The sequence below is a fragment of the Defluviimonas salinarum genome, from assembly GCF_026013545.1.
Lineage (GTDB): Bacteria > Pseudomonadota > Alphaproteobacteria > Rhodobacterales > Rhodobacteraceae > Albidovulum > Albidovulum salinarum.
Genome location: NZ_JAPDOG010000001.1, coordinates 108339 through 134861 on the forward strand (window position 1 = coordinate 108339; position 26523 = coordinate 134861).

The following is a 26523-nucleotide window of genomic DNA, read 5'->3' on the forward strand; positions in this document are numbered from 1 at the left end:
CGATGATGGACGGCGGGTTCGAGGGGTTCGCCGCCCGGCGCGAGACGATCATCCCGGTCGTGCTCTGCGGCGGAACCGGGACGCGGCTCTGGCCGGTCTCGCGCGCCGGCATGGCCAAGCAGCTTCTCGCGATGCAGGATGGCGAGACGCTGTTGCAGATCACGCTCCGGCGGGTCATGGGCCCCGGCTTCGCCGCACCCGTGGTCGTCGGCTCCGCGCCGCAGCGGTTCACCTTGCGCGATCAGGTCGAGGCGATCGTGCCCGGCGCGCGGATCGTGGTCGAGCCGGAGCGGCGCGACACGCTGGCGGCGGTGCTGCTCGCGGCGGCGATCATCGCCCGCGACGATCCGGATGCGGTCGTGGCGGTGGTTCCCTCGGACCATCTGATCCGCGACGGGGATGCGTTCCGTAGCGCGGTCGCGATGGCGGCGGCGCGGGTCGGGGAGGCGGGCGTCGCGGTGATCGGCATCGTGCCGGACGCGCCCTCGACCGCTTATGGCTATGTCCGGCCGGGCCATGCGAGCGGGGCGGGCTGTTTTTCGGTCGCGAAGTTCGTCGAGAAGCCAGAGGAACCGCTCGCGCGGCGTCTCATCGCCGAGGGTTGCCTGTGGAACGCCGGCATCTTCTGCTTCCGCGCCGGCTGGCTGGTCGCGGCAATGGAGACGGTCGATCCGCAGGCGGTGGCGGCGGTCGGGCGCGCGGTGGGCGGGCTCCGCCGCGAGCACGGGTTCCTCGTGCCGGGGTCTGACTTCGCCGACATCCGTGCGATCTCCTTCGATCACGGCTTCATGGAGTGCACGCGGGACGCCCATGTGGTGCCGGCCGGGTTTCGCTGGTCCGATCTCGGCGACTGGAACGCGGTCTGGGCCGCGGCCGAGAAGGACGGCGACGGCAACGCGATCCGCGGCGCGGGGCTCGCCATCGACGCGCGCGGCAACATGATCCATTCCGAGGGGCGTCTGGTCTGTGCGCTCGGGGTCGAGGGGCTCGCGATCGTCGAGACGCCGGACGCGGTGATGGTCGCGCCGCGCGAGCGGGCGCAGGACGTCAAGGCACTCGTCGGCGCGCTGACCGAGCGGCGGCGGCCGGAAGCGACCGAGCATGCCCGCACCCACCGGCCCTGGGGCTGGTTCCAGACCACCGATCTTGGCGAAAGGTTCCGCGTCAAGCGCATCGTGGTGAAGCCGGGCGCGATGCTCAGCCTGCAACGCCACCGCTACCGCGCCGAGCACTGGGTCGTGGTGCGCGGCACCGCCGAGGTCACGCTCGAAGGCAAGGTCTTTATCCTGCGCGAGAACGAGAGCACCTATGTCGCCATCGGCGCGGTGCACCGGCTCGCCAACCCGGCGGAGGGGCCGCTCGAACTGATCGAGGTCCAGACTGGCGACTATCTCGGCGAGGACGATATCGAACGCATGGAGGATGCGTTCGGGCGGGTCTGAGCCCGGCCGCGAGGTCTACCGGGCCTGGCGCGCACGGCCGGGATCATGACGGAACGTTGATTTTCCGCGTGTTCCGGGTGATCATCCGTTGATGTTCCGATGTGCGGGAACGTGCATCGGCGGGTAACGGGTGAGCGGAACGCGGGGTTAAACATGGGTGTCGGCCACAAGATCGAAGCCGGGAATGCCGGCTGGACCTTCGACGGCAAGACCGCCGACACCTTCGTCGAGCATATCCGCCAGTCTGTCCCGCTCTATGACGAGGGCCATGACCTCGTCTGCCAGCTCAGCGACTTCTTCGTCTCCGACGTCTCCACCTGTTACGAGATCGGCACCTCGACGGGCGAGCTTCTGAAGAAGCTCGCGGTGCACAACCAGGCCAAGACCGGGGCCAAGTGGATCGGCATCGATCCGGTCGGGCCGATGATCGACAAGGCGCGCGACCATTGCGCCGGGATCGCGAATATCGAGCTTCTGCACGAGGACGCGCGGCTCTTCGACTACCAGAAGGCAGATCTGATCGTGTCCTACTACACGATGCAGTTCATCCCGCCGCGCGACCGCCAGCAGCTCATCGACAAGCTCTACGAGGCGCTGCACTGGGGCGGGGCGCTGATCATGTTTGAAAAGGTCCGCGCGCCGGATGCGCGGTTCCAGGACATCGTCACCACGCTCTATGCCGACTTCAAGCTGCGCAACGGCTTCACCGGCGACGAGATCGTCTCGAAGGCGCGCAGCCTGAAGGGCATTCTCGAGCCTTTCTCGACACAAGGAAACCTCGACCTGATGACGCGGGCGGGGTTCGTCGACATCACAACGGTGCAGAAATACCTCTGCTTCGAGGGGTTCCTCGCGATCAAGTGACCGGTGCAGCGCGCGGAGCCGGAGCGGCGGCTAGCCCGTCCGCTTGGCTGCGAGGTCGCGGTAGAGCTTTTCGAACTGGCGGTGGATGAAGTCGGGCGTGAAGCGGTCCTCGCGGCTCCGTTCGAACGCTGCGGCGGCCATCGCGGCGCGCAAGCCGGGATCGCCGGCGAGCCGCAGGATCTCGCTGGCGCAGGCCGCCACGTCGCCGACCGGGACGACAGCGCCGACATCGGTGTCGACCAGTTCGCGGACGCCGCCGGTGTCGGAGGCGATCACCGGAACGCCGGCGCGGAATGCCTCGACGATCGAGATCGGCAGCGCCTCCCAGCGCGAGGTCAGGAGGTAGATGTCCGAGGCAAGGAGATGGAGGTAGGGCCGGTGCGTCGCGCCGATGAAGCGCACATGGCGCTCGGCCCCCTTGGCGCGGGCCGCGGCCCGGAGGTTCTCCAGCAGCGGCCCGGCACCGGCCACGACGAAGCGGATGTCGCCCCGGTGCCTGGCCACCTCCATCGCGACCTCGATGAGGATGTCGAGCCCCTTTTGGTAGGAGGCGCGCGAAAGCGAGAGGACGAGCAGTTCGCCGTCGGCGCCGAGGAGGTCGCGGCGCAGCGCGGCGACCTCTTCGGCGTCGGTCTCGGGGGCGGGCTTGACGCCGAGACCGACGACGCGGAGGCGGTCGGCGGGAATGCGGCCGATCTCGTGGAGCTGCCCGGCGCAAAGGTGGCTGGGCGTGACCACGACCTCGGCGCCGAGCCGGCAGATGCGGCCGAAGCTGCGGATGCGTTCGGGTTCGGAGCCGTGGTAGGTGACCACGACCGGAATTCCGGTGCCGATCACGGCGAGGCTCGTGACGAGGGCTGGCGCGCTTTCATGGCAATGGATCACGTCCACCGGATGGGCACGGATCAGGCGCCGCAGCCGCGGGACGCAGCGCAGGAGGTTGCGTATCCGCGCCGGAACCGAGCCGCCCAGTGCGGAGACCCCGGCCAGCGGCAGCGCGTGGAACTGGTCGTCCTTGCTGGCGTCGAGCAGGGCGCCGGGTTCGCCGGCGAAATGGACCGTGTGCCCGGCGCCGCGCAGCCAATGCGTGAGATCGATGACATGCCGGGCAATGCCGCCGACCCCGAACTGGGTGCCGATCTGCAGGATCCGCATCGGCCGGTCGGTTTGCGCCGGTCCGGTCACGGCGCTTTCGTGCCGCCCGGACTCGCTGCCGCATCGGCGGCATCCGCGGCCTTGACGGCGCGGATCATGACCAGAAGCTCGAAGTCCGGATCGTTGTGGTCGAGCTCCTCGGAGTCGAGCTCGCGCGCGGCGAGGCCGTGCAGCGAGGCGATCGTGGTCAGGACGTTGCCGTAGGGCTCGACCGCGATGTTCTCGCGGCCGAAGACGTCGCCGAAGAGGCGGCGGCTCGACTGGGTGGTGAAGTGCCAGTACTCGCCCCAGTCGTCGACGCCCTCGCGCCGGGCGACCTTTGTGATGCCGTGCGAGGTGGCGAGCACGACCCCGCCGGGCTTGAGGATCCGGTGCAGTGTCGCGATCGCCTTGTCGACCTCGAAGATCATCTGCAGGGTCTGGGTTATCACGATGCAGTCGAACGTGTCGTCGGGGATGTGCGGCGCGTCGCAGAGATCGGCGACGATCGTCGCCTTCGGGTTGCCCTCGACATAGTTCAGCACGTCGCTCCGCGTGACCTTCGCGCCCCCGAACTTCTCGGTATAGAGCGGCTCGCCCATCTCGAGCACGCGGCCCTGGATGTCGGCCTCGTGGCGCTTGAGGAAATGCTCGATGTAATAGCGCTCGACCGAGATCAGGTCGCGGTCGATGCCGAAGATCGGGCTGATCGGGGTGAGCCGCCGGAGGCCGCCGAAATCCACCGTGCCGACCGGCACCGATTGCAGCTTGAGCAGGCGCTGCTGTTTCCGGATCCATTTGCGCAGGTCGTCAGGGAGAAGCTTTGTTGCAACGCCCCGAACAATACCCGCCAGCTGCGCGCCAATGATCACCATGAATCCTTTCGCTGCGCCCTCTAAGGGTCTAGCCGGGCATAATCTTTTTTTTCTGTCAAGCGCGGCGGTCGGGATGGCGGCTGCGCAGGTAGTCCGCCGTCGCGGTGAGGCCTCGCGCGAGGTTATGGTCGGGCGCGTAGCCGAGCCGGGCGCAAGCATGGTCGATGCGGCAGCGGCCGCGCCTGGTCATCTCGTCGAGCAGGTGGTGGTCGGGATACATGACGCCGTCCCGGTCGAGCCCTTGGCGGAGCGCGCTGGTCAGCGCCTCGAACCGGCGGTGGCCGATCAGGCGGCGGGCGCCAGCGCTGATCCGGGCGGCGAGCGGCGGCGCGGCCGCGGGGCCGGCGGGGGCGGGGCGAGGGCCAAGGCGGGCGCGGAGCTCGGCCTCCGGCACACGGCGCAGTTCGCCCCGGCCGAGGATCGCGGCGTAGCCCTCGATCAGCGCCGACCAGGCGAAGGGCTCGGGCCCCGAGACGATGAAACGCTCGTGCCCGAGGTCGGGCAGGGCCGCGGCGCGCAAGGCGGCCTGCACCACATCGTCGACGAAGACGCCGTTGCAGAGGCCCTCGGGCTCCGGCACCACGACGGCGCCGCGCGCGAGCGCCAAAGCGAAGCTGTCGGTCCAGAGCGCCGAGCCGGGGCCGTAGACGATGGTCGGCTGAAGGATCGCGGCGGGAAGCGTGCCGGCAAGGAGGCGTCGTTCCATCGCGATCTTGACCGCGCGGTAGCCGCTGCCGCCGGAGCCGCCCCAGGGGCTGGCCTCGTCGAGGTCGCCGCCGGGCCAGCCGTCATAGACGACGATCGAGCTCGCGTGGACGATCCGACCGACCGCGGCGCGTGCCGCGGCATCGGCGAGAAGGTCGAAGGCCGCGAGATTGGCGGCGGGGGCGGCGCGGAGGTCGTAGGCGAGGTGCAGCAGCACCTCCTGCCCGGCGAGCGCGGCGGCGAGGTCCGTCCCCGGCGCGAGGCTGCCCGGCAGGACGCGGACCCCGGGCGGTAGGCCCCGCGCGGCGGCGCGGGAGCGGGCGAGCACGGTGACGGCCGCGCCGGAGGCGGCGAGCGCGGGGACCAGCCGGCGCCCGATAAAGCCGGAGGCGCCGGTCACGAAGACCCGGCGCCCCCTCAGCGCATCGCGCCATCCAGCTTCATGCACGCTCCGCCCTCCGTCTCGCGTCCGGTTGACGATAGCGGTCGGCGGGGCGATTGCAAACGCCCCGCCGGGAGAGTGGTCAGCCGCGGCCCTTCCAGGGCACGAGCCAGCGTTCGGCCATCCGCATCAGGATGTCGATGCCGTAGCCGATGATGCCGATCAGGATGATCCCCATCACGACGATGTCGGTGAGCTGGAACTTCGAGGCGGCGATGATCATCATGCCGGCACCCTTCTGCGCGGCGACGAGCTCGGCCGCGACCACGGTGCCCCAGCAGACCCCCATCGCCACCCGCGCGCCGGTGAAGATGTCGGGCAGCGAGTTCGGGATGATGACGTGGCGCATGATCTGCGCTTTCGTGGCGCCGAGCGAATAGGCGGCGTGGATCTTGGAGATCCTGACCCCCGACACGCCGGAGCGCGCGGCGATGGTCATGATCCACAGTGCGGCGAGGAACAGCAGGACGATCTTGCCGGTCTCCCAGATGCCGAACCAGATGATCACGAGCGGGATCAGCGCCAAGGGCGGCACCGGGCGCATGAACTCCACGATCGGGTCGAACCAGCCGCGGAACCAGCTCGACAGGCCCATCGCGTAGCCCAAGGGAATGCCGACGATCGAACCGAGGATGAAGCCGCCGAGCACCCGCATCAGCGAGGCGCCGAGATGGCCCCAGAGCGAGGTGTTCTGGTAGCCGTTGGTGGCAATCTCGGCGAGCCGCGCGGCCACGGCCTCGGGCGCGGGCATCCAGATCGGCTCCATCTGCCAGCCCTTGTTGGGCTCGAAGTTCATCGAGCCCTTCGAGGTCAGCGTCACCTTGCCGTTGGCGACGGCGGCGGGAACCTCGGGCTGCACCGGCTTGCCGTCGATCGCGGTGATGGTGAAGCCCGACTCCGAGCCGCCCTCGTCGTTCGAGGCGGGCCGCAGCAGCATGCTGCGCCAGGCCTGCATCGCCGCGCTGTCGTCCCTGGCGAAGCCGGTGCCGGGCGCGACTTCCGGCGCCGCCGGTTTCTGGCCGGCCTCGTGGACGAGCACGGTGACGGTGGCCTCGTCGGTCTCGCCGGCGGCGTTGGTCGCGGTGTAGGTGAAGGAGGTCTCGCCCATGAACGGGCCGGGGACGTGGAACGGCACCAGTTTCGAGCCGGTGAAGGCGCCCCAGATCAGGAAGATCGTGAGCACCGAGATGACCGAGGCCACGCGGTCGGGCGTGATCGCGCTTTCGTCGCCGAAGGTCACGGTCTTGAGGCTGGTGTAGTCGTGCCGCCCCTCGCGGTGTCTGCGGATGAAGCGCACGACGAAATAGGCGGCGGCGAAGAGCGCGACGTAGAAGATGAGAACGGTCATGCCGCGGTCTCCGATCGGCCCATGATTTCTTCCTCCATGCCCCAGATCATGCCGAGGATCTCTTCGCGCGTCTCCGCGAAGCCCTCGGACTTCTTGACGTCGCGCAGGTCGCGGCCGACGCCGCGTTCGGCGAAGGGCAGGCGATATTCCTTGAAGATCCGCCCCGGACGCGGGGCCATGACGAGGAGCCTTTCACCGAGCAGAAGCGCCTCCTCGACCGAGTGGGTGATAAGGATCACTGTCTTGCCGGTTTCCTTCCAGAGCTTGAGCACGAGGCCCTGCATCTTCTCGCGCGTCAGCGCGTCGAGGGCGCCGAGGGGTTCGTCCATCAGGATCACGTCGGGGTCGTTCGCGAGGCACCGCGCCAGCGCCACGCGCTGCTGCATGCCGCCCGAAAGCTCGTACACCGCCTTTTCCTTGAACTCCTGAAGCCCGACGATATCGAGCAGGTGGTCGGTAATCTTGTCGCGCTCCGCCTGGGCCATGCCCTTCATGCGCGGGCCGAAGTCGACGTTCTTGCGGACGCTCATCCATTCGAAGAGCGCGCCCTGCTGGAACACCATGCCGCGTTCGGCGGCGGGGCCGGTGACGCGGTGGCCGTTCAGCTCGACCTTGCCCTCGGTCGGCGCGAGAAAGCCCGCGAGGATGTTGAGCAGCGTGGTCTTGCCGCAGCCCGAGGGTCCGAGGACCGACAGGAGTTCGCCTTTTTTCAGTTCCAGAGATACGTTTTTGAGCGCCTGAACGGCCGAGCCGTTGGGCAAGTCAAATCGCATCGACACGTTGTCGATGATCAATCCGGTCATGGTCCCCCCTCGCGGATCTGGTTGCGGGACGGCCCGGCCGCTGGCGGCCGGGCCGCGGGGTGGGGGTGCTTACATCCCCGCTGCCGAGGAGAGCGGCGCGACGTTGACCGCGTTGTCGTAGCTGTCGAGCGCCGCCGGCACCGAGCCGGCCTGCACGAAGACGTCGGCCACGCCCTTCATGAACTCCTGCGCGCCGCCGCCGAGCCACTTCGCCGAAAGCTGGTCCTCGGCCGAGGGGAAGACGAAGGTGGCCATGGTGTCGGCGGTCGCGGTCTCGTCCATGCCGGCGTCCTGGGCGATGACCGGCAGCATCTCGGCCTGCTTTGAGCCCTCGTTCCACATCGCGTTGGCATCGGCGGTCACTTTCAGGAACTTCGACAGGAGCTCGGGCTGTTCGGCCGCGAAGGAAGCCGGCACCGAGGTCACGTCGAAGACGAGGATGCCGAGTTCTTCCTTCTCGGCCCCGGTCAGGAGCACGTTGCCGCTTTCCAGCATCCGCCGCAGCGCGCCGCCCCAGCCGCAGGCCATGTCGAGCGAACCCTGCGCGAAGGCGGCAGCAGCGTCGGGCGGCGCCATGTCGACGATTTCCATCGTCGAGATGTCGACGCCGAAATGCGACATCTGCTTGAGGAAGCCGTAATGCGCCGCGGTGCCGATCGGCACGGCGACCTTCTTGCCGGCCAGTTCGGCGGCGTTGTCCTTGGTGATCTCGAGATCGGTGCGCACCACGCAGTTGTCGTTCTCGGCGTAGGACACGGCGACGTCGACCGCCTGCAGGTCCTGGCCGGCCGAGGTCGCGACGACGAAGGGCGGCACGCCCTGGCTCACGGCGATCTGCACGTCTCCGCTCGCCATCGCCGCCGACATCGCGGTGCCGGTGTCGAAGCTGCGCCAGTTGATCTTGACGCCCATCTCCTGTTCGTAGGTGCCCATCACCTTTGCGTATTCGAACGGCATCGGCCATTCGAGGAAGTAGGCCACCGTGATCTCATCGAGCGCTTGGGCCGCCTGGGCCCCCGCCATCAGAGCTGCCACCGCGACCGCCGTCCTGAAAGTCGTAGTTCTCATGCGTCGTTCTCCCTGATTAACCCTGGTCCTGTTCGGATTGCCTTGTTGCCCGTCACTATGAGGCGCTAACAATGGCCGGTATAGGACCAGATTCCGTGTCAGTGTTAAGTCCAGTTTTCCCGGATCCGGGCTTGTCTTGCCGGCTGCCGCCGGGCCTTTCTCCCGCGCGTGCAGTGTACCAGATGGCCTCCCGCCTTCCGACCTCTCCATTCGGATCGGCGCCGGTCCCTGCGGCAAGCGCGCCGTCGCGCTTTTCGAAGCGGCGAAGTGCAGGTTTCGGAAAGTGGAATGTTGGTGGAAATCTGGTACTATCGGAGCGTAGTCTCTGGCCCTACGGCAACGGCGGCTTTCGTGATGATTTCGGCGTCAAGCCCGACCCCGTCCCGGCCGAATAGAGGCGCGATTCCGACGGGCCGGCAGCGCACCGAGAAAAGGTAGAAACGATGAACAGCTCCGTCTATTCGAACGATATTTCCGAAGTGGTCGAGGCCGACCGCGCCCATCTCTGGCATCACCTGATCCAGCACAAGCCGTTCGAGACCTCGGACCCCCGCGTGATCGTCGAGGGCAAGGGGATGCGGGTCTGGGACGCGAAGGGCAAGGAACTGCTCGACGCCGTTTCGGGTGGCGTCTGGACCGTCAACGTGGGCTATGGCCGCGAGTCGATCGCCAAGGCGGTCTATGACCAGCTCATCAAGGTCAACTACTTCGCCAACTCCGCCGGTTCGATTCCCGGCTCGATCTTCGCCAAGCGGCTCATTGAGAAGATGCCGGGCATGAGCCGTGTCTACTACACCAACTCGGGTTCGGAAGCGAACGAGAAGGCGTTCAAGATGATCCGCCAGATCGCCCATAAGCGCTACGGCGGCAAGAAGCACAAGATCCTCTACCGCGACCGCGACTATCACGGCGCCACCATCGCGACGATGTCGGCCGGCGGCCAGGACGAGCGCAACGCCCAGTACGGCCCCTTCGTGCCGGGCTTCGTGAAGGTTCCGCACTGCCTCGAATACCGCAAGCAGTGGGATGTCGCGAATTACGGCGAGCGCGCGGCGGACGCGATCGAGGAAGTGATCCTGCGCGAGGGGCCGGATACCATCGGCGCGCTCTGCCTCGAGCCGGTGACCGCGGGCGGCGGCGTCATCACCCCGCCGGAAGGCTACTGGGAGCGGGTGCAGGAGATCTGCAAGAAGTACGAGATCCTGTTGCATATCGACGAGGTCGTCTGCGGCGTCGGCCGCACCGGCACCTGGTTCGGCTACCAGCACTACGGCATCAAGCCGGACTTCGTGACGATGGCCAAGGGCGTCGCCTCGGGCTATGCCGCGATCGCCTGCATGGTGACGACCGAAGCCGTCTTCGAGATGTTCAAGGACGACGCCTCGGACCCGATGAACTATTTCCGCGACATCTCCACCTTCGGCGGCTGCACCGCCGGTCCGGCGGCGGCGATCGAGAACATGCGGATCATCGAGGACGAGGGGCTCTTGGAGAACACCGTCAAGATGGGCGAGCGGACGATGAACAATCTCCGCGCGCTGATGGACAAGCACCGGGTGATCGGCGACGTGCGCGGCAAGGGCCTTTTCTGCGGCGCCGAGCTGGTGGCGGACCGCGCCACGAAGGAGCCGGCGGACGAGAAGAAGGTGCAGGCCGTGGTCGCCGAATGTGCGGCGCAGGGCGTGCTCATCGGCGCGACCAACCGCTCGCTGCCGGGCTTCAACAACACGCTCTGCCTCTCGCCGGCGCTGATCGCCACCGCGGACGACATCGACCAGATCACCGGTGCGATCGACAAGGCGCTGACCAAGGTCTTCAGCTGAGGCCAAGGAGGGGGCGCTGCCCCCGTCGCCGCCGGGGCGGCGACTCCCCCGGGGTACTTGGACAATGAAGAAGGAGCGGGCGCGGCTTGACGGCGGCGCCCGTTTCGGCTTTCTGGATCTAGGTCCAGTTCAGCGCGCGCATAAGGCCAGAAATGTCGATCCCGGCGGAAGCCTTTTTCCTGACGCCCGGTTTCAACGGGACGTTGCAGCAGCAGATCCAGCAGATGGTGGCCGAGGGCATCCTGCGCGGCCGCTTCCGCCCGGGCGAGAAGCTGCCGTCGAGCCGCGGGCTCGCCGAGCATCTCGGTGTCAGCCGGATCACCGTGACGCTCGCCTATACCGAGCTTGTTTCGGGCGATTACCTGACGGCGCGGGGGCGCTCGGGCTATTACGTCTCGGACACCGCGCCCATGCAGCCGGGTTTCGAGTTCGAGGAGCGGCCGCATCGCGACACCGTGGACTGGGAGCGGATCGTCGGCCGCCGGTTCTCGCGCCACGAGCTGATCGCGCGGCCGGTCGACTGGCAGTCCTATGCCTATCCCTTCATCTACGGCCAGGCCGACGCCACGCTCTTCGACCACCAGAACTGGCGCCAATGCGCGCTGCGTGCGCTCGGCAAGCGTGACTTCGAGGTGCTGACGGCCGATTTCTACGAGCGCGACGACCCGATGCTGATCGAGTACATCATGCGCTCGATCCTGCCCCGGCGCGGAATCAGCGCCCGGCCCGAGGAGATCCTCCTGACCATGGGGGCGCAGAACGCGCTCTGGCTCGCGTCCGAGATCCTGCTCGGCCAGGGCAGCCGGGCAGCGGTGGAGAATCCCTGCTATCCGGGCCTGCGCGCGATTCTCGGCCAGATCGGCGCCGAGGTGCTGCCGGTCGAGGTGGATGCCGATGGCCTGCTGCCCGAGGCGGTGCCGGAGGGGATCGAGGCGATCTTCACGACGCCAAGCCATCACTGCCCGACCAATGCGACGATGCCGATCGGCCGACGCACCGCGCTTCTGGAGCGCGCGGGGCGCGAGGATTTCCTTGTCATCGAGGACGATTACGAGTTCGAGATGTCGTTCCTGAAGCCCGCTGCCCCGGCCTTGAAGTCGCTCGACCGCGAGGGCCGGGTGATCCATGTCGGCTCGTTCTCGAAGTCGCTGTTTCCGGGGCTCCGGCTCGGCTATCTCGTCGCCTCCGAGGCCTTCATCCGCGAGGCGCGCGCGCTTCGCGCGGCGATGCTGCGCCACACGCCGGGGCATATCCAGCGCACGGTGGCCTATTTCCTCTCGCTCGGCCATTACGACGCGCTGATCAACCGGCTGAACCAGGCCTACAAGCGCCGCCGCACGGTGATGGACGAGGCGATCCGAACCCACGGGCTGGAAATCGCCGGGCAGGGCGCCTTCGGCGGATCGAGCTTCTGGATGCGGGCGCCAGCGGCGGTGGATACCGGGCTGCTCGCGGTCGACCTGCGCGCGAAGGGCGTGCTGATCGAGCCGGGGCGGGCCTTCTTCGCGCCGGGCACGGCGCCGCGGAATTACTACCGGCTCGCCTATTCCTCGATCTCGCAGAACCGGATTCCCGAGGGCATCGCGCTCATCGCCGAGGCGTTGCGCGAAACTGGCGCTAATCAGGTGGCGTGACTGGCCCTACAGGGTGCCGGTAACGGGGCGTAGAAACGTTTCGAACCGGGGCCTGTGGCCCCGTCGGAATGGCTGCGGCTGAAGGAGACGACCCATGAAGATGACCACCGAAGAAGCTTTCGTCAAAGTCCTGCAGATGCACGGCATTGAGCATGCCTTTGGCATCATCGGCTCGGCCATGATGCCGATCTCGGATATCTTCGGCAAAGCCGGCATCACCTTCTGGGACTGCGCCCATGAGGGATCGGGCGGCATGATGGCGGACGGCTACACCCGCGCCACCGGCAAGATGTCGATGATGATCGCCCAGAACGGCCCCGGCATCACCAACTTCGTCACCGCCGTGAAGACCGCCTACTGGAACCACACGCCGCTTCTGCTGGTGACGCCGCAGGCCGCCAACAAGACGATGGGGCAGGGCGGCTTCCAGGAAGTCGAGCAGATGGCCGCGTTCCGCGATATGGTCGCCTATCAGGAAGAGGTGCGAGACCCGTCGCGCGTCGCCGAGGTGCTGAACCGCGTGATCCTGCAGGCCAAGCGCGCCTCGGCGCCGGCGCAGATCAACATGCCGCGCGATTTCTGGACCCAGGTGATCGACATCGAACTGCCGCAGATCGTCGAGTTCGAACGCCCCGGCGGCGGCGATGAGGCGCTGTCTAAGGCGGCCGAGCTTCTGTCGAACGCCAAGTTCCCGGTGATCCTGAACGGCGCGGGCGTGGTGCTCGGCGGCGCAATCGGCGACACGATCAAGCTCGCCGAGCGCCTATCGGCCCCGGTCTGCGTCGGCTACCAGCACAACGACGCGTTCCCCGGCTCGCATCCCCTTTTCGCGGGCCCGCTCGGCTACAACGGCTCGAAGGCGGGCATGGAACTCATCGCCAAGGCTGATGTCGTCCTGGCGCTCGGCACCCGGCTCAACCCGTTCTCGACGCTGCCGGGCTACGGCATCGACTACTGGCCGAAGGATGCCGCGATCATCCAGGTCGACATCAACCCGAACCGGATCGGACTGACCAAGAAGGTCACCGTCGGCATCATCGGCGATGCGAAGAAGGTCGCCAACTCGATCCTCGAGCGGCTCTCGGACAGCGCTGGCGACGCCGGTCGTGACGATCGCAAGGCGCTCATTGCCAAGACCAAGTCGGCCTGGGCGCAGGAACTGACCTCGATGGATCACGAGCAGGACGATCCGGGCACCACCTGGAACGAGCGTGCCCGTGCCGCGAAGCCGGACTGGCTCTCGCCGCGCAAAGCGTGGCGCGCAATTCAGTCGGCACTGCCGAAGAACGCGATCATCTCGTCCGACATCGGCAACAACTGCGCCATCGGCAACGCCTATCCGTCCTTCGAGGAAGGCCGCAAATACCTGTCGCCGGGTCTCTTCGGCCCCTGCGGCTACGGCCTGCCTGCGGTGATCGGCGCCAAGATCGGCTGCCCGGACGTGCCGGTCGTCGGTTTCTCGGGCGACGGCGCCTTCGGCATCGCGGTGACGGAACTGACCGCCATCGGCCGCGAGGAATGGCCGGCCGTCACGCAGATCGTCTTCCGCAACTACCAGTGGGGCGCGGAAAAGCGCAACTCCACCCTCTGGTATGACGACAACTTCGTCGGCACCGAGCTGGATACGCAGGTGTCCTATGCCGGCATCGCCAAGGCCTGCGGGTTGCAGGGCGTCGTGGCCCGGACGATGGACGAGCTGACGGCCGCGCTCAACAAGGCGATCGAGGACCAGATGAAGCATGGCAAGACCACGCTCATCGAAGCCATGATCAACCAGGAACTGGGCGAGCCCTTCCGCCGCGACGCGATGAAGAAGCCTGTCGAGGTCGCGGGCATCAACCGCGCCGACATGCGCCCGCAAAAAGGGGCGTGATGGCGCTCCCCTTCGGGCTGGAACCGGCGGCGGCGGCGTTTCTCGCCGTCGCCGTCTTCGGCGCGGCCTTCGTGCGGGGCTATTCCGGGTTCGGTTTCGCGGCACTGGTGATCCTGGCGACGAGCCTCGTCACCAGCCCGCTCCATGCGGTACCGGTGGTGATCCTGTGCGACATCGTGATGACGGTGCAGCAGGCGCGCGGGATCTGGGCGCGGATCGACTGGCGGCGGGTCGGCACGCTGATGCTCGGCGCGCTGGCCGGCGTGCCCTTGGGGGTGACGATCATCACGTCGATCGGCACGGATCTCGCGCGGGCGGTGATCGCGCTCTTCGTGCTGGTAATGTGCGCGTTGCTCTGGATCGGCTGGAGCTTTCGCGGTCACGTCGGCGATGTCGGGACGACCGGCACCGGCTTCGTCTCGGGCCTCGCCAACGGTGCGGGCGTGGGGGGGCTGCCGGTCGCGGTCTTCATGACGGCGCAGCCGGTCGCGGCTGCGGTGTTCCGGGCGACGCTCATCGCCTATTTCACGCTGATGGACCTCTGGTCGCTGCCCATCATGGCGCGGGCCGGTATGGTCAGCGCCGACACGTTCCGCGCCACGCTTTTCGTGTTGCCGATGATGGCGGCGGGAATCTGGCTCGGCGGGCGGCAGTTCCTCAAGGCCGAGCCGCAGGACTTTCGCCGCTTCGCGCTTCTCCTCCTTGCCGGGCTCGCGACGCTCGGCCTTCTGAAATCGGTGATCTGAGATGGAGAATGACCTGATCCTCGTCGTCAATGCCGGGTCGTCCTCGATCAAGGTGGCGCTCTTCGACGGCGCGCTTCAGACTGTCGCTACCGGCGCCGTGACCGAGATCGGCGGTGCCGCGCGGCTGAAGATCGGCGTGGAGCGCGCCTGCGAGGCGCCCGACCATGACGCGGCGCTGTCGCTCCTCATCGCGGGGCTCGCAGAGGCGGGTCATCCGGTCGCGCGGCTGAAGGCGGCGGGCCACCGGGTCGTGCATGGCGGGCGGGCCTTGACCGGCTCGGTCCGGGTCACTCCCGAGGTGCTGGCAGCGATCGAGGCCTGCGTACCGCTCGCGCCGCTGCACAATCCCCACAATCTCGCGGCGATCCGGGCTCTCGGGCGGCTCGCGCCGGAGCTGCCGCAGGTCGCCTGCTTCGACACCGCCTTCCACGCCACCAATCCCGAGGTCGCGCTGCGCTACGCGCTGCCGGCGGAGGAAGAGGCGAAGGGCATCCGCCGCTACGGCTTTCACGGCATCTCCTACGCGAGCCTCACGCTGCGGCTGCCGGAGCTGCTCGGCGCGCCGCTGCCAGGCCGGGTGCTGGCGCTCCATCTCGGCAACGGCGCCTCGCTCGCGGCGATCCGCGACGGGCGGTCGGTGGCGACGACGATGGGCTACTCGCCGCTCGACGGGCTGACGATGGGCACGCGCACCGGCGCGATCGACGGCAACGCCGTGATCCGGCTCGCCGAGGATCACGGCATCGACGGGGCAAAGCGGCTCCTCAACAACAGAAGCGGGCTTCTCGGCCTCGGCGGCGCCTCCGACATGCGCGCGCTGCACGCGGCGGGAACCGAGGAGGCGCGCTTTGCGGTCTCGCATTTCGGCTACTGGGCGGTGCGCCACGCCGGCTCGATGATCTCGGCGATGGGCGGGCTCGACTGCGTCGCCTTCACCGGCGGCATCGGCGAGAACGACGCCGAGGCGCGCAGGGCGATCTGCGAGGGGCTCGGTTTCATGGGCGTGGCGCTCGATCCGGCAGCGAATGCGGCGGGCGGGGCGCGGCTCGACCGGGCCGGTTCGGCGGTGCCGGTGGTGATCGTGCCGGCCGCCGAGGAGCGCCACATCGCGGCCGAGGTGGTCGCGGTACTCGGGGGGCAAACGACCGATACGAAAAAATGAAAGCGGGCACATTCGGGTTGATCTGAGGATCAATCGGGAAGAACGTTCCGCGCGCGAACAGGGATAGGGAACGAAAATGGGCTTTCAAGAGCCGAAGCTGGACACTTCTCCCAATGTCTCGGACGAGGTCAGGCGCACGACATGCTACATGTGCGCCTGCCGCTGCGGCATCAACGTGCACCTGAAGTCGGGGCGCGTGAGCTATATCGAGGGCAACCGCCGGCACCCGGTCAACAGGGGCGTGCTTTGCGCCAAGGGCGCCTCGGGGATCATGCAGGTGACAGCACCCTCGCGGCTCCGCGCGCCGCTGAAGCGGGTCGGTCCGCGCGGCTCGGGCGCGTTCGAGGAGATCTCCTGGGAGGAGGCGTTCGAGATCGCGGTGGGCTGGCTGAAGCCCCTGCGCGACGACGCGCCGGAGAGACTTGCCTTCTTCACCGGGCGCGACCAGTCGCAATCGTTCACGAGCTTCTGGGCGCAGGGCTTCGGGACGCCGAACTATGCCGCGCATGGCGGTTTCTGCTCGGTCAACATGGCGGCAGGCGGCATCTACACGATGGGCGGCGCGTTCTGGGAGTTCGGCCAGCCCGACTGGGACCGGGCGAAGCTCTTCGTGCTGTTCGGTGTCGCCGAGGACCACGATTCCAACCCGATCAAGATCGGCATCGGCAAGCTCAAGGCGCGCGGCGCCCGGGTGATCGGCGTCAACCCGATCCGCACCGGCTACAACGGCGTCGCCGACGACTGGTACGGGATCACGCCGGGGACCGACGGGCTCCTGATCCTGTCGCTGGTCCACGAGATCCTGAAAGCCGGCAAGATCGACCTCGACTATCTCGCGCGGTTCACCAACGCGCCCTGTCTGGTGGATGGCACCGAGGGGCCGGGCAAGGGGCTCCTGCTGCGCGATGGTGATGGCAAGCTCCTGGTCATCGACCGACGGTCCGGCAAGCCCACGCCCTTCGACACGAAGGGTGTCGAGCCCGATCTCGGCGCCGTCCACGAGGGCCACCGGACGGTGTTCCAGCACCTCGCCGAACGCTATCTCGCCGACGATTACGCGCCCGAGGCGGTGGCGGATCGCACCGGCATTCCGGCGGCCCGCATCAAGGGGCTCGCGGCCGAGATCGCCCATGCCGCCTTCGACGCGCCGGTCGTGCTCGACCGCGCCTGGACCGATTTCCGCGGCGACCGGCACGAGAAGATGATCGGCCGCCCGGTCGCCTTCCATGCGATGCGCGGGATCTCGGCCCATTCCAACGGCTTCCAGACCGCCCGCGCGCTGCACCTGCTGCAGATCCTCATCGGCTCGGTCGAGACGCCCGGCGGGTTCCGTTTCAAGCCGCCCTATCCGAAGCCGATCGAGGCGCATCCGACCCCGCATTGCGACTGCGTGCCGGGCAAGCCCTTGGGCGGGCCGCATCTCGGCTTTGTGCGGGGGCCGGAGCATCTCGCGCTGAAGCCGGACGGCTCGCCGGCGCGGATCGACAAGGGGTTTTCCTGGGAAAACCCGATGTCGGCGCACGGGCTGATGCACATGGTCATCCCGAACGCCCATGCGGGCGACCCCTACAAGATCGACACGCTCCTGCTCTACATGGCCAACATGTCGTGGAACTCGTCGATGAACACGCGCAGCGTCATGGAGATGCTGACCGAGAGGGACGAGGCGGGCGAGTACAAGATCCCGCGCATCATCTATTCCGACGCCTATGCCTCGGAGATGGTGGCCTATGCCGACCTTGTGCTGCCGGACACGACCTATCTGGAGCGGCATGACTGCATCTCGCTCCTCGACCGGCCGATCTGCGAAGCCGAGGCCGCAGCCGATGCGATCCGCTGGCCGGTGATCGAGCCGGACCGCGAGGTTAGGGGCTTCCAGTCGGTGTTGGTGGAGCTTGCGAACCGGCTGAAGCTGCCCGGCTTCGTGGATGAGGAAGGCCGCGCAAAGTACCGCGATTACGCGGATTACATGGTCAACCACGAGCGTCGGCCGGGGGTCGGGCCGCTGATGGGCTGGCGTGGCAACGGCGACCAGACCGGGCGCGGGCCGGTCAATCCCGATCAGCTTCAGCGCTACATCGACAATGGCGGGTTCCACGTCGCCCATGTCCCGGAGGAGGCTCAATTCTACAAGCCGTGGAACTCGGCGTATCAGGACTGGGCGGTAAGCCTCGGATTCTACGACAAACCCCATCCCTATCTCTTCACGCTCTGGTCCGAGCCGTTGCAGCGGTTCCGGCTGGCCGCCGAGGGCCACGGGATGCGCCAGCCGCCCGAGCATCTGCGCCAGCGCCTGAAAGAGACGATGGACCCCTTGCCGATCTGGTACGAACCCTTCGGCGAGAGCGCGGGCGACGCCTATCCGGTCCATGCCCTGACTCAGAGGCCGATGGCGATGTACCACAGCTGGGGCTCGCAGAACGCCTGGCTGAGGCAGATCCACGGTCATAACCCGCTCTATGTGCCAACCAAGATCTGGGAGTCCTGCGGCTTCGCGGAGGGCGACTGGGCCCGCGTGACCTCGCCCTCGGGCGAGATCACGGTGCCGGTGGCGCACATGGCGGCGCTGAACGAGAACACGATCTGGACCTGGAACGCGATCGGCAAGCGCAAGGGCGCCTGGGCGCTCGACCCGGAGGCGCCGGAGGCGACGAAAGGCTTTCTTCTCAACCACCTGATCCACGAACTTCTGCCCGAGAAGGGCGATGGTTTGCGTTGGTCCAACTCCGATCCGATCACCGGCCAGGCGGCGTGGTTCGACCTGCGCGTGCGGGTCGAGAAGGCCGATCCACCCGAAGAGGCGCAACCCGCCTTCCCGAACCTCGTCTCACCCGTGCCGCAAGCGAGGAGGAACCGGCCATGACTGCGCTTCCGCCGCCCTCCGCGAAGAAACTGGGGCTCGTCATCGACCTCGACACCTGCGTCGGCTGCCATGCCTGCGTGACCGCCTGCAAGGGCTGGAACGATCAGGGCTACGGCGTGCCGCTGTCGGATCAGAACGCTTACGGATCAGAACCTTCGGGGACGTTCCTCAACCGCGTTCACTCTTACGAGGTTCAGCCCGAACAGGGCCCTGCGCAGATCATCAACTTCCCGCGCTCGTGCCTTCACTGCGAGAACGCGCCCTGCGTCACGGTCTGCCCGACCGGGGCGAGCTACAAGCGCGCCGAGGACGGGATCGTACTGGTGAACGAGGACGCCTGCATCGGTTGCGGCCTCTGTGCCTGGGCCTGTCCCTACGGGGCGCGGGAGCTTGATCAGGCGGCGGGCGTGATGAAGAAATGCACGCTCTGCGTCGACCGGATCTACAACGAGAACCTGCCCGAGGAGGACCGCCAGCCGGCCTGCGTCCGAACGTGTCCGACCGGGGCGCGGCATTTCGGCGATCTCGGCGATCCCGGCAGTGCCGTGAGCAAGCTCGTTGCCGAGCGTGGCGGCTATGACCTCATGCCGGAGATGGAGACCAAGCCGGTCAACAAGTACCTGCCGCCGCGCCCGAAGGGCAAGGCCGAGGAGATCGACGTGCTCGCGCCGCTTCTGGATGTGAAGGCCACCGGATTCGCCGGATGGCTCGACCGGATTCTGGAGAAACTCTAATGCATCCAGCACCTTCCGTCATTGTCTTCACGGTACTGTCCGGTGCCGGATTCGGGCTGCTGGCCTTCCTCGGGCTCGGCGCGGTCGCGGTCACGGGCTGGGCGGCCCTCCTGCTCTGGGGGCTCGGCTACGCGCTGGCCGGGATCGGGCTTCTCGCCTCGGCCTTCCACCTTGGCAACCCGCAGCGGGCGCTCCGCGCCTTCACCCAGTGGCGGACGAGCTGGCTTAGCCGCGAGGCCTGGGCCGCGGTCGTCTCGCTTGCCCTCCTTGCGCCGGTCGCGCTGGCGGCGGTCTTCGGGGCGGAGCCGCCCGCGGCCCTGGGCGTTCTGGGGGCGTTATCCTGTCTTGTGACCATCGCCGCTACCTCGATGATCTACACCCAGCTCAAGACCATCCCGCGCTGGAACTTCTGGACCACGCCGGCCTTGTTCATGGGCTTCGCGCTCGCCGCCGGGGCGATGCTGTCGGGGCGGGCGGTGCTGGCGGCACTGCTCTGCCTCGCGCTCGGATTGCTGCTCGTCGCGGCTTTCCGTCTCGGTGACGGGCGGTTCGCCGCCGTGGGCGCCTCGCTCGGCAGCGCGACCGGGCTCGGGGCGGTCGGATCGGTGCGGCAGTTCGCGCCGGCCCATACCGGTTCGAACTACCTCCTGCGCGAGATGATCCATGACGTGGGGCGCAAGCATGCCGCCCGGCTGCGGATGATCGCGGTCGTCGCGGCCGGGCTTCTGCCGGCGGTGATCCTGCTGGTCCTGCCCGCGTCGGTCGCGACCGTGGCGCTGGCAGCCCTCGTCCATCTTGCCGGGGCCTTCGCCGCGCGCTGGCTCTTCTTCGCGGAGGCCGAGCATGTCGTCGGTCTCTACTATGGGCGGCGCTGACCCCGGCGTATTCCAGTTTCCGGAAGCCGCGCTTCCATCTTGCAGAAAACGGGGGGCGATGCTTGCCGCAGCGTCCCCCGCGCCGTCCTATCCGGGAAGACCCCGCCCCGGAGCCCGCCCCGTGATCCTAACCCTGCGCCGGAATCACCGCGAACGTGTCGGCAAGCCAAGGTGCGAATTCCTTGGCCGGGCCGATCAGCCGCGCGGTCATCATCGCGCGCAGCATCTTCGCAATCTCGGCCGGGACATTGCCGGCCTCCTGGCTCAGCGCGAAGAGCGAGATCGTGCGCGACATCGCGGCGAGGGGCAGGGGATGGATGTCGATCTGCGGCAGGAAGCTCCGCGCCCTCAGCAACGCCAAGGGCGTGGTGATCGAGAAGCCCGCGCCATTGGCGACGAGCGCGATGATCGACTGGTTGCTGTCGATCTCGATCCGGTCGGGGAGCGTGACGCGGTGGCGCGCCAGATGCGCCTCGATCTGGCGGCCCATGAGCTGATTGCGGTCGTAGCGCAGGAAGGGCAGCGCCGTGAGCGTGTCGATTTCGCGCCCCTTCGGCAGGGAGAGGCCGCGCGGCACGGCGAGCACGTAAGGATCGCGCAGCAGCCGATGTTCATGCGCGCCCGGCACCGGATCCTGCGGCGCGGCCGCGATCACGATGTCGAGCTGGCGGCTCGCCAGCAGCGCCGTGACCTCGTGGCTCGGCGCCGTGGTCAGGCGGAAACGGCAGTTCTTCAGGTTCTTGGCGAGCGCGATCACCAGTTCCGGTGTCAGTTCTGCGTCGAAATCGTCGATCACGCCGAGCCGCAGGCTCTTCAGATGCGAGATGTCGAGCACGGTAAGCTCGGCGCGGGCCTGGCGGATCTGGCTCAGGGCGTCGCGCACCCGGTGCAGGAAGACGCGCCCCGCGGGCGTGAGCCGCAGGGGCCGGTGGGCGCGGTCGAAGAGCGTGGTGCCGAGCGTGGTCTCGAGGTTCGAGATCTGCTGCGAGGCGGCCGGCAGGCTCAGATCCATCAGCCGCGCGGCCTCGGCCACCGTGCCGGTCTGGGCGATCGCCTCGAACAGTTCGAGCGCGCGCAGGGTGATGCCTTTGGAAAGCATGAAGGGCGGAGCCTCTTGGGGTATCACAAGTTTCAGAAAAGTGAACCCGCAATCGGATCGGGTCAAGCCCGACCGATGCGGCAATGAAATGGGATCGAAGAAAATGAGCATCAGGTTCATCAAGCAGTCGGGCGGCGAGAAGGCCGAAGAGAATGCCGGCGTCCAGGCCACCGTGGCGCGGATGCTGGCCGAGATCGAGGCCGGCGGCGAGATCGTCACCCAGCGCTATGCCGAGCGGCTCGACGGCTGGACGGGCGAGATCGTGGTGCCGCGCGAGGTGATCGAGGCGGCAGCGGACGAGGTTCCGCAGCGGCTGAAGGACGACATCCGCTATGCCCATGACAACATCGCCGGCTTTGCGCGCGCCCAGCTCGAAAGCTGCCGCGAGACCGAGGTGGAGCTCAGGCCGGGACTCAGGGCCGGGCAGCGGCTGATCCCGATCGCCTCGGCCGGGGCCTATGTGCCGGGCGGGCGCTACAGCCATATCGCCTCGGCGCTGATGACCGTGACGACGGCGAAGGTGGCCGGCGTCGGACATATCTCGGCGGTGTCGCCGCCGCGTCCGGGCAAGGGCATCCCGGCGCCGATCCTCTACGCGCTCGACTATTGCGGAGCCGACCGGATCCTCGCGCTCGGCGGTGTGCAAGGGGTTGCGGCGATGGCCTTCGGCCAGTTCGGCCTGCCGCCGGCGGATATCCTCGTCGGCCCCGGCAACGCCTATGTCGCCGAGGCCAAGCGCCAGCTTTTCGGCCGCGTCGGCATCGACATGTTCGCGGGGCCCACGGACAGCATGGTGATCGCCGACGGCGATGCCGATCCCCATCTGGTGGCCTGGGACCTGGTCGGGCAGGCCGAGCACGGCCAGACCTCGCCGGTCTGGCTGGTGACCGACAGCGCCGCGCTGGCCGAGGCGGTGACGGCGCTGATCCCGGCCTGCATCGCCGAGCTGCCGCAGCCCAACCGGGGTGCCGCCGAGGCCGCCTGGGCCGACCTCGGCGAGATCGTGCTGTGCGACACCCGCGAGGAGATGGCCGAGCATGCCGACCGGGTCGCGCCCGAGCATCTGCATGTGCAGGCCGCCGATCTTCCCTGGTGGCGGGGCCGGCTGTCGGCCTATGGCTCGCTCTTCCTCGGGCCGCAGACGACGGTTGCGTTCGGCGACAAGGCGGCGGGCACCAACCATGTGCTGCCGACCTCTGGTGCGGCGCGCTATACCGGCGGGCTCTCGGTCCACAAGTTCCTCAAGACCGTGACCTGGCAGGAGGTGGCGCCCGAGGCGCTGCGCGAACTGGCCGCGGTGACGGCGCGGATCTCGCGTTACGAGGGGATGGAGGGCCATGCCCGCTCCGCCGATATCCGGCTGGAGAAGTTCTTCCCCGGCGAAGCGTTCGTGGTTACACCCTGACGGCGTGAGGGGAGAGGCGCGATGCGGCTTGTCGGGGTTCTGGGGGGCATGGGGCCGGATGCGACCGTGCTCCTGATGGAGCGGGTGATCGCGGCGCGGCCGGCGGCGGACGATTCCGACCATGTGCCGCTTCTGGTGTTCCAGTATCCCCAGGTGCCGAGCCGCATCGCCGCCCTGATCGAGGGCACCGGGCCAAGCCCGGCGCCGGTCCTCGCCGATCTCGCGCGGCGGCTCGAGGCGGCGGGAGCGGAGGCGATCGCGATGCCCTGCAACACTGCCCACGCCTATGCGCCCGACATCCGCGCCGCGGTCACGGTGCCGTTCATCGATATGATCGCCGAGACGGTCGGGGCGCTCGTGGCGAAGCACGGGGCGGGCGCGCGGATCGGCATGCTCGCCTCGCCCGCGGCGCGGAAGGCGCGGGTCTTCGACGCGGCCTTCGCCGAGGCGGGGCTCACCCCGGTCTGGAGCGCGGAGGAGGACCGGCTGCTGGCGATCATCCGCGCCGTCAAGGCAGGGCGGGTGTCGGAGGGTGACCGTGCGGACCTCGCCGCGATCGGGCGTGACCTGATCGCGGGGCAGGGCTGCGCGGCGCTTCTGGTAGCCTGCACCGAACTGTCGATCCTTGCCCCCGGCCTGCCGGGGGATCTGGTCTGGACCGACAGCCTCGACTGTCTTGCCGCGCGAATCGTGACGCTCTCGGTAAATTGATCAGTCAATCAATGAAAAGCGATGTTGTGTCGCAAATAATCGACAGAGCGTCGCTTTCAGGCGCTATTCTGGCGCTAACGGTGCCTTAAGGTCTGACAATTGAGGCCGGATCCACGATCCGGGCCTGGGGGTTGGCGGCGATCGGGGGCGCGTTGCATGGCGAGGATCTCTACTCTTGAGACCTTTTCGAACGAGTTCGTCTGCTTCGTGAAACTGACCGCCGAGGATGGCGCCACCGGCTGGGGCCAGTGCTCCACCTACAATGCCGACATCACCGCCCAGATTTTTCATCGCCAGGTCGCGCCGCACGCGCTCGGGGCGGGAACCGGCGATATCCTCGGCCTCGTCCAGCGGATCGAGGAGAAGGAGCACAAGTTCCCCGGCTCCTATCGCTGCCGGGCGCTCGCGGGGCTCGACACCGCGCTCTGGGATCTCCGGGGCAGGCGCGAGGGCAAGCCGGTCGTGGAACTTCTGGGCGGCAAGCCGGGCCCGATCCGCGCCTATGCCTCATCGATGAAGCGCGACATCACGCCCGAGGACGAGGCGGCGCGGCTCTGCCGGCTCCGGGACGAACAGGGTTTCGACGCCTTCAAGTGGCGCGTCGGCGCGGAATGCGGACGCGACGTCGACGAATGGCCGGGGCGGACCGAGGCGGTGATTCCGGTCGTTGCGCGGGCGCTTGGGCACGACGTGGCCAAGCTCGTCGACGGCAATTCGGGCTTCTCGCCGGCCCGCGCGATCGAGGTCGGCCGGCAGCTCGAGGCCGTGGGGATCTCGCATTTCGAGGAGCCGTGCCCCTACTGGGAACTGGAACAGACGAAAGCGGTCACCGACGCGCTCGACCTCGACGTGACAGGGGGCGAGCAGGACTGGGACCTCGCCACCTGGAAGCGAATGATCGAGATGCGCGCGGTCGATATCGTGCAGCCCGACGTGATGTACATGGGCGGCCTCGCACGGACGCTTCTGGTCGCCGACATGGCCGCGAAGGCGGGCTTGCCCTGCACCCCGCACAGCGCCAATCTGTCGCTCGTGACGATCTGTACGATGCACCTTCTGGGCGCGATCCCGAATGCCGGGAAATATCTCGAATTCTCGATCGAGGGGCCCGATTATTACCCCTGGCAGCAGGGGTTGTTCCTCGGCGATCCCTATGCGGTCCGCGATGGGCATCTGCACATTCCCGACGGTCCCGGTTGGGGCGTCGAGATCGACCCCGACTGGCTCGGCCGGGCAAATTATCAAAAGAGCGCGTTAGAGGCTTGACCCCGCCCGATCCGGCGGCCGTAATCAATCCAAACAAGAACACCGACAAGGAGGACAAAATGTCGAAACTGAACTCCCCGATGGGTGGCATCAGCCGCCGCGGCCTCTTGAAGGGCGCGACCGCGCTCGGCGCCGCCGGGCTGATCCTGCCCGCGAGCGTGCGTAAGGCCATGGCCGAGCCGAAGCGGGGCGGCGTCCTGCGTATCGCCCTCGCCAGCGGCAACACCACCGACAGCCTCGATCCCGCGACCTGGGATTCGACCTTCGTGCAGAGCTTCAACACCGCGCGCTGCAACACGCTGACCGAGATCGCGCCCGACGGCTCGCTGGTGGCGGAACTTGCCGAGAGCTGGGAGGCCTCGGCCGACGCCGCGACCTGGACCTTCAAGATCCGCGAGGGCGTGACCTTCCACAGCGGCAAGACGATGACGACGGACGACGTCGTCGCATCGCTCAACTATCACCGCGGTGAGGAATCGAAATCGGCCGCGAAGCCCTATGTCGACCCGATCACCGACATCAAGGCCGAGGGTTCGAACGTCGTCATCTCGCTCTCGGGCGGCAATGCCGACTTCCCGTTCATCCTTGCCGACTATCACCTCGTGGTGCTGCCCTCGGCGGAAGGCAAGATCGACCCGACGACGACGGACGGAACCGGCGCCTATGTGCTCGACAGCTTCGAGCCGGGCGTCTCGGTGAAGATGAGCCGCAACCCGAACTACTTCAAGACCGACCGCGCCTGGTTCGACGGCATCGACGCGCTGTCGATCGTCGACGCGGCGGCGCGCCAGAACGCGCTGATCACCGGCGAAGTGGACGTGATCGACGGCGTCGACCTGAACACCGTCTCGCTTCTCGAGCGTGCGCCGGGCATCAAGGTCCTGCCCGTGACCGGCAACCAGCACTTCGTGTTCCCGATGGATACCCGGCTCTCGCCCTACGACAACAACAACGTGCGTCAGGCGCTGAAGTACGGCATCGACCGGGACGAACTGGTCGAGAAGATCCTGCGCGGCTTCGGCAGCGCCGGCAACGACCATCCGATCGGCAGCGGCCAGCGCTACTTCAACACCGAACTGGAGCAGAAGACCTACGACCCGGACAAGGCGAAGTTCCACCTCAAGGAAGCCGGAATGGACACGCTGACGGTCCAGCTCTCGGCAGCCGATGCTGCATTCGCCGGGGCGGTGGATTCCGCCGTGCTCTATGCCGAGCGGGCCGCGGCCGCCGGCATCAACATCGAGGTCGTGCGCGAGCCGTCGGACGGCTACTGGGACAACGTCTGGATGAAGAAGCCGTTCTGCGCCTCCTACTGGGGCGGCCGACCGACCGAGGATCTGATGTTCTCGGTGGCCTACAGCGCCGGGGCGCCGTGGAACGACAGCTTCTGGGATCATGCGCGGTTCAATGAACTGCTTGTATCCGCGCGGTCGGAACTGGACGACGACAAGCGCCGCGAGATGTACTGGGAGATGCAGGCGATCTGCGCCAACGAGGGCGGCGTCGTCATCCCGATGTTCGCGAGCTACGTCAACGCGCATTCCGACAAGGTCGGTGTGCCCGAGGTCATCGGCACCAACCAGGGCCTCGACGGCCTGCGGCTCTACGAGCGCTGGTGGTTCGCCTGATACCATCGGCCCCGGCGCTGAGG

21 protein-coding genes are annotated in these 26523 nt (G+C 67.8%); 14 read left to right on the forward strand and 7 right to left on the reverse strand.

Annotated elements, in window-relative coordinates; genetic code table 11:
- Positions 1-5 precede the first annotated feature (5 nt).
- Positions 6-1442, forward strand: a complete 1437-nt coding sequence (locus OM960_RS00585; protein WP_264770735.1) for a mannose-1-phosphate guanylyltransferase/mannose-6-phosphate isomerase — start codon at positions 6-8, stop codon at positions 1440-1442.
- Positions 1443-1595: 153 nt separating this feature from the next.
- The gene (locus OM960_RS00590) at positions 1596-2306 is read left to right on the forward strand and encodes a methyltransferase domain-containing protein (protein ID WP_264770736.1); all 711 of its coding nucleotides are present in this window, start codon (positions 1596-1598) and stop codon (positions 2304-2306) included.
- Positions 2307-2336: 30 nt separating this feature from the next.
- Here the strand turns inward: OM960_RS00590 and OM960_RS00595 are convergent, their stop codons facing one another.
- From OM960_RS00595 to OM960_RS00620, 6 genes are all read right to left on the reverse strand, one after another.
- Positions 2337-3491: a glycosyltransferase family 4 protein gene (locus OM960_RS00595; RefSeq protein WP_264770737.1), complete on the reverse strand. Its 1155-nt coding sequence runs from the start codon at positions 3489-3491 to the stop codon at positions 2337-2339.
- Positions 3488-4315 carry a methyltransferase domain-containing protein gene (locus tag OM960_RS00600; RefSeq protein WP_264770738.1) on the reverse strand — a complete coding sequence of 276 codons (828 nt, stop codon included), beginning with the start codon at positions 4313-4315 and terminating at the stop codon, positions 3488-3490. The genes OM960_RS00595 and OM960_RS00600 overlap by 4 nt, the downstream gene beginning before the upstream one ends.
- 55 nt (positions 4316-4370) lie before the next feature.
- Positions 4371-5468 carry an NAD-dependent epimerase/dehydratase family protein gene (locus OM960_RS00605; protein WP_264770739.1) on the reverse strand — a complete coding sequence of 366 codons (1098 nt, stop codon included), beginning with the start codon at positions 5466-5468 and terminating at the stop codon, positions 4371-4373.
- 76 nt (positions 5469-5544) lie between these two features.
- Complete coding sequence (locus OM960_RS00610; protein ID WP_264770740.1) at positions 5545-6810, reverse strand: ABC transporter permease; 1266 nt, start codon at positions 6808-6810, stop codon at positions 5545-5547.
- Positions 6807-7613 (reverse strand): taurine ABC transporter ATP-binding protein, encoded by an 807-nt coding sequence (locus OM960_RS00615; RefSeq protein ID WP_263332161.1) that lies wholly within the window; start codon positions 7611-7613, stop codon positions 6807-6809. Before OM960_RS00615 ends, OM960_RS00610 begins: the two co-directional genes overlap by 4 nt.
- A 69-nt stretch (positions 7614-7682) precedes the next feature.
- On the reverse strand, positions 7683-8681 hold the full coding sequence (locus OM960_RS00620) for a taurine ABC transporter substrate-binding protein (RefSeq protein ID WP_263332163.1): 999 nt from the start codon (positions 8679-8681) through the stop codon (positions 7683-7685).
- Positions 8682-9124: 443 nt separating this feature from the next.
- Between OM960_RS00620 and OM960_RS00625 the strand changes: the two genes are divergently transcribed.
- From OM960_RS00625 to OM960_RS00660, 8 genes are all read left to right on the forward strand, one after another.
- Entirely contained in the window at positions 9125-10504 is a 1380-nt protein-coding gene (locus OM960_RS00625; RefSeq protein ID WP_263332165.1) for an aminotransferase family protein, read from the forward strand.
- A gap of 152 nt (positions 10505-10656) precedes the next feature.
- A complete protein-coding gene (gene pdxR / locus OM960_RS00630; RefSeq protein ID WP_263332167.1) occupies positions 10657-12138 on the forward strand; it encodes a MocR-like pyridoxine biosynthesis transcription factor PdxR in 1482 nt (493 codons plus the stop codon).
- A 94-nt stretch (positions 12139-12232) separates the two neighbouring features.
- Positions 12233-14011, forward strand: coding sequence for a sulfoacetaldehyde acetyltransferase (gene xsc, locus OM960_RS00635; protein WP_263332169.1), 1779 nt, complete (start codon positions 12233-12235; stop codon positions 14009-14011).
- Positions 14011-14757 carry a sulfite exporter TauE/SafE family protein gene (locus OM960_RS00640; RefSeq protein ID WP_263332171.1) on the forward strand — a complete coding sequence of 249 codons (747 nt, stop codon included), beginning with the start codon at positions 14011-14013 and terminating at the stop codon, positions 14755-14757. The genes xsc and OM960_RS00640 overlap by 1 nt, the downstream gene beginning before the upstream one ends.
- Before the next feature lies 1 nt (position 14758).
- Positions 14759-15919, forward strand: a complete 1161-nt coding sequence (locus tag OM960_RS00645) for an acetate/propionate family kinase (RefSeq protein ID WP_264770741.1) — start codon at positions 14759-14761, stop codon at positions 15917-15919.
- Between the two features lie 76 nt (positions 15920-15995).
- The gene (locus OM960_RS00650) at positions 15996-18782 is read left to right on the forward strand and encodes a molybdopterin oxidoreductase family protein (RefSeq protein WP_264770742.1); all 2787 of its coding nucleotides are present in this window, start codon (positions 15996-15998) and stop codon (positions 18780-18782) included.
- The gene (locus tag OM960_RS00655) at positions 18779-19516 is read left to right on the forward strand and encodes a 4Fe-4S dicluster domain-containing protein (RefSeq protein WP_264770743.1); all 738 of its coding nucleotides are present in this window, start codon (positions 18779-18781) and stop codon (positions 19514-19516) included. Before OM960_RS00650 ends, OM960_RS00655 begins: the two co-directional genes overlap by 4 nt.
- On the forward strand, positions 19516-20391 hold the full coding sequence (locus tag OM960_RS00660; RefSeq protein WP_264770744.1) for a dimethyl sulfoxide reductase anchor subunit family protein: 876 nt from the start codon (positions 19516-19518) through the stop codon (positions 20389-20391). The genes OM960_RS00655 and OM960_RS00660 overlap by 1 nt, the downstream gene beginning before the upstream one ends.
- A 127-nt stretch (positions 20392-20518) precedes the next feature.
- Here the strand turns inward: OM960_RS00660 and OM960_RS00665 are convergent, their stop codons facing one another.
- Positions 20519-21490 (reverse strand): LysR family transcriptional regulator, encoded by a 972-nt coding sequence (locus OM960_RS00665; RefSeq protein WP_263332181.1) that lies wholly within the window; start codon positions 21488-21490, stop codon positions 20519-20521.
- 103 nt (positions 21491-21593) lie between these two features.
- Between OM960_RS00665 and hisD the strand changes: the two genes are divergently transcribed.
- From hisD to OM960_RS00685, 4 genes are all read left to right on the forward strand, one after another.
- Positions 21594-22895, forward strand: coding sequence for a histidinol dehydrogenase (gene hisD, locus OM960_RS00670; protein WP_263332183.1), 1302 nt, complete (start codon positions 21594-21596; stop codon positions 22893-22895).
- A gap of 21 nt (positions 22896-22916) precedes the next feature.
- Positions 22917-23606: a cysteate racemase gene (gene cuyB, locus OM960_RS00675; RefSeq protein WP_263332184.1), complete on the forward strand. Its 690-nt coding sequence runs from the start codon at positions 22917-22919 to the stop codon at positions 23604-23606.
- A gap of 156 nt (positions 23607-23762) precedes the next feature.
- Positions 23763-24872, forward strand: coding sequence for a mandelate racemase/muconate lactonizing enzyme family protein (locus OM960_RS00680; protein ID WP_264770745.1), 1110 nt, complete (start codon positions 23763-23765; stop codon positions 24870-24872).
- Between the two features lie 59 nt (positions 24873-24931).
- Positions 24932-26500: an ABC transporter substrate-binding protein gene (locus OM960_RS00685; RefSeq protein WP_263332188.1), complete on the forward strand. Its 1569-nt coding sequence runs from the start codon at positions 24932-24934 to the stop codon at positions 26498-26500.
- The last annotated feature ends 23 nt before the right edge of the window (positions 26501-26523 follow it).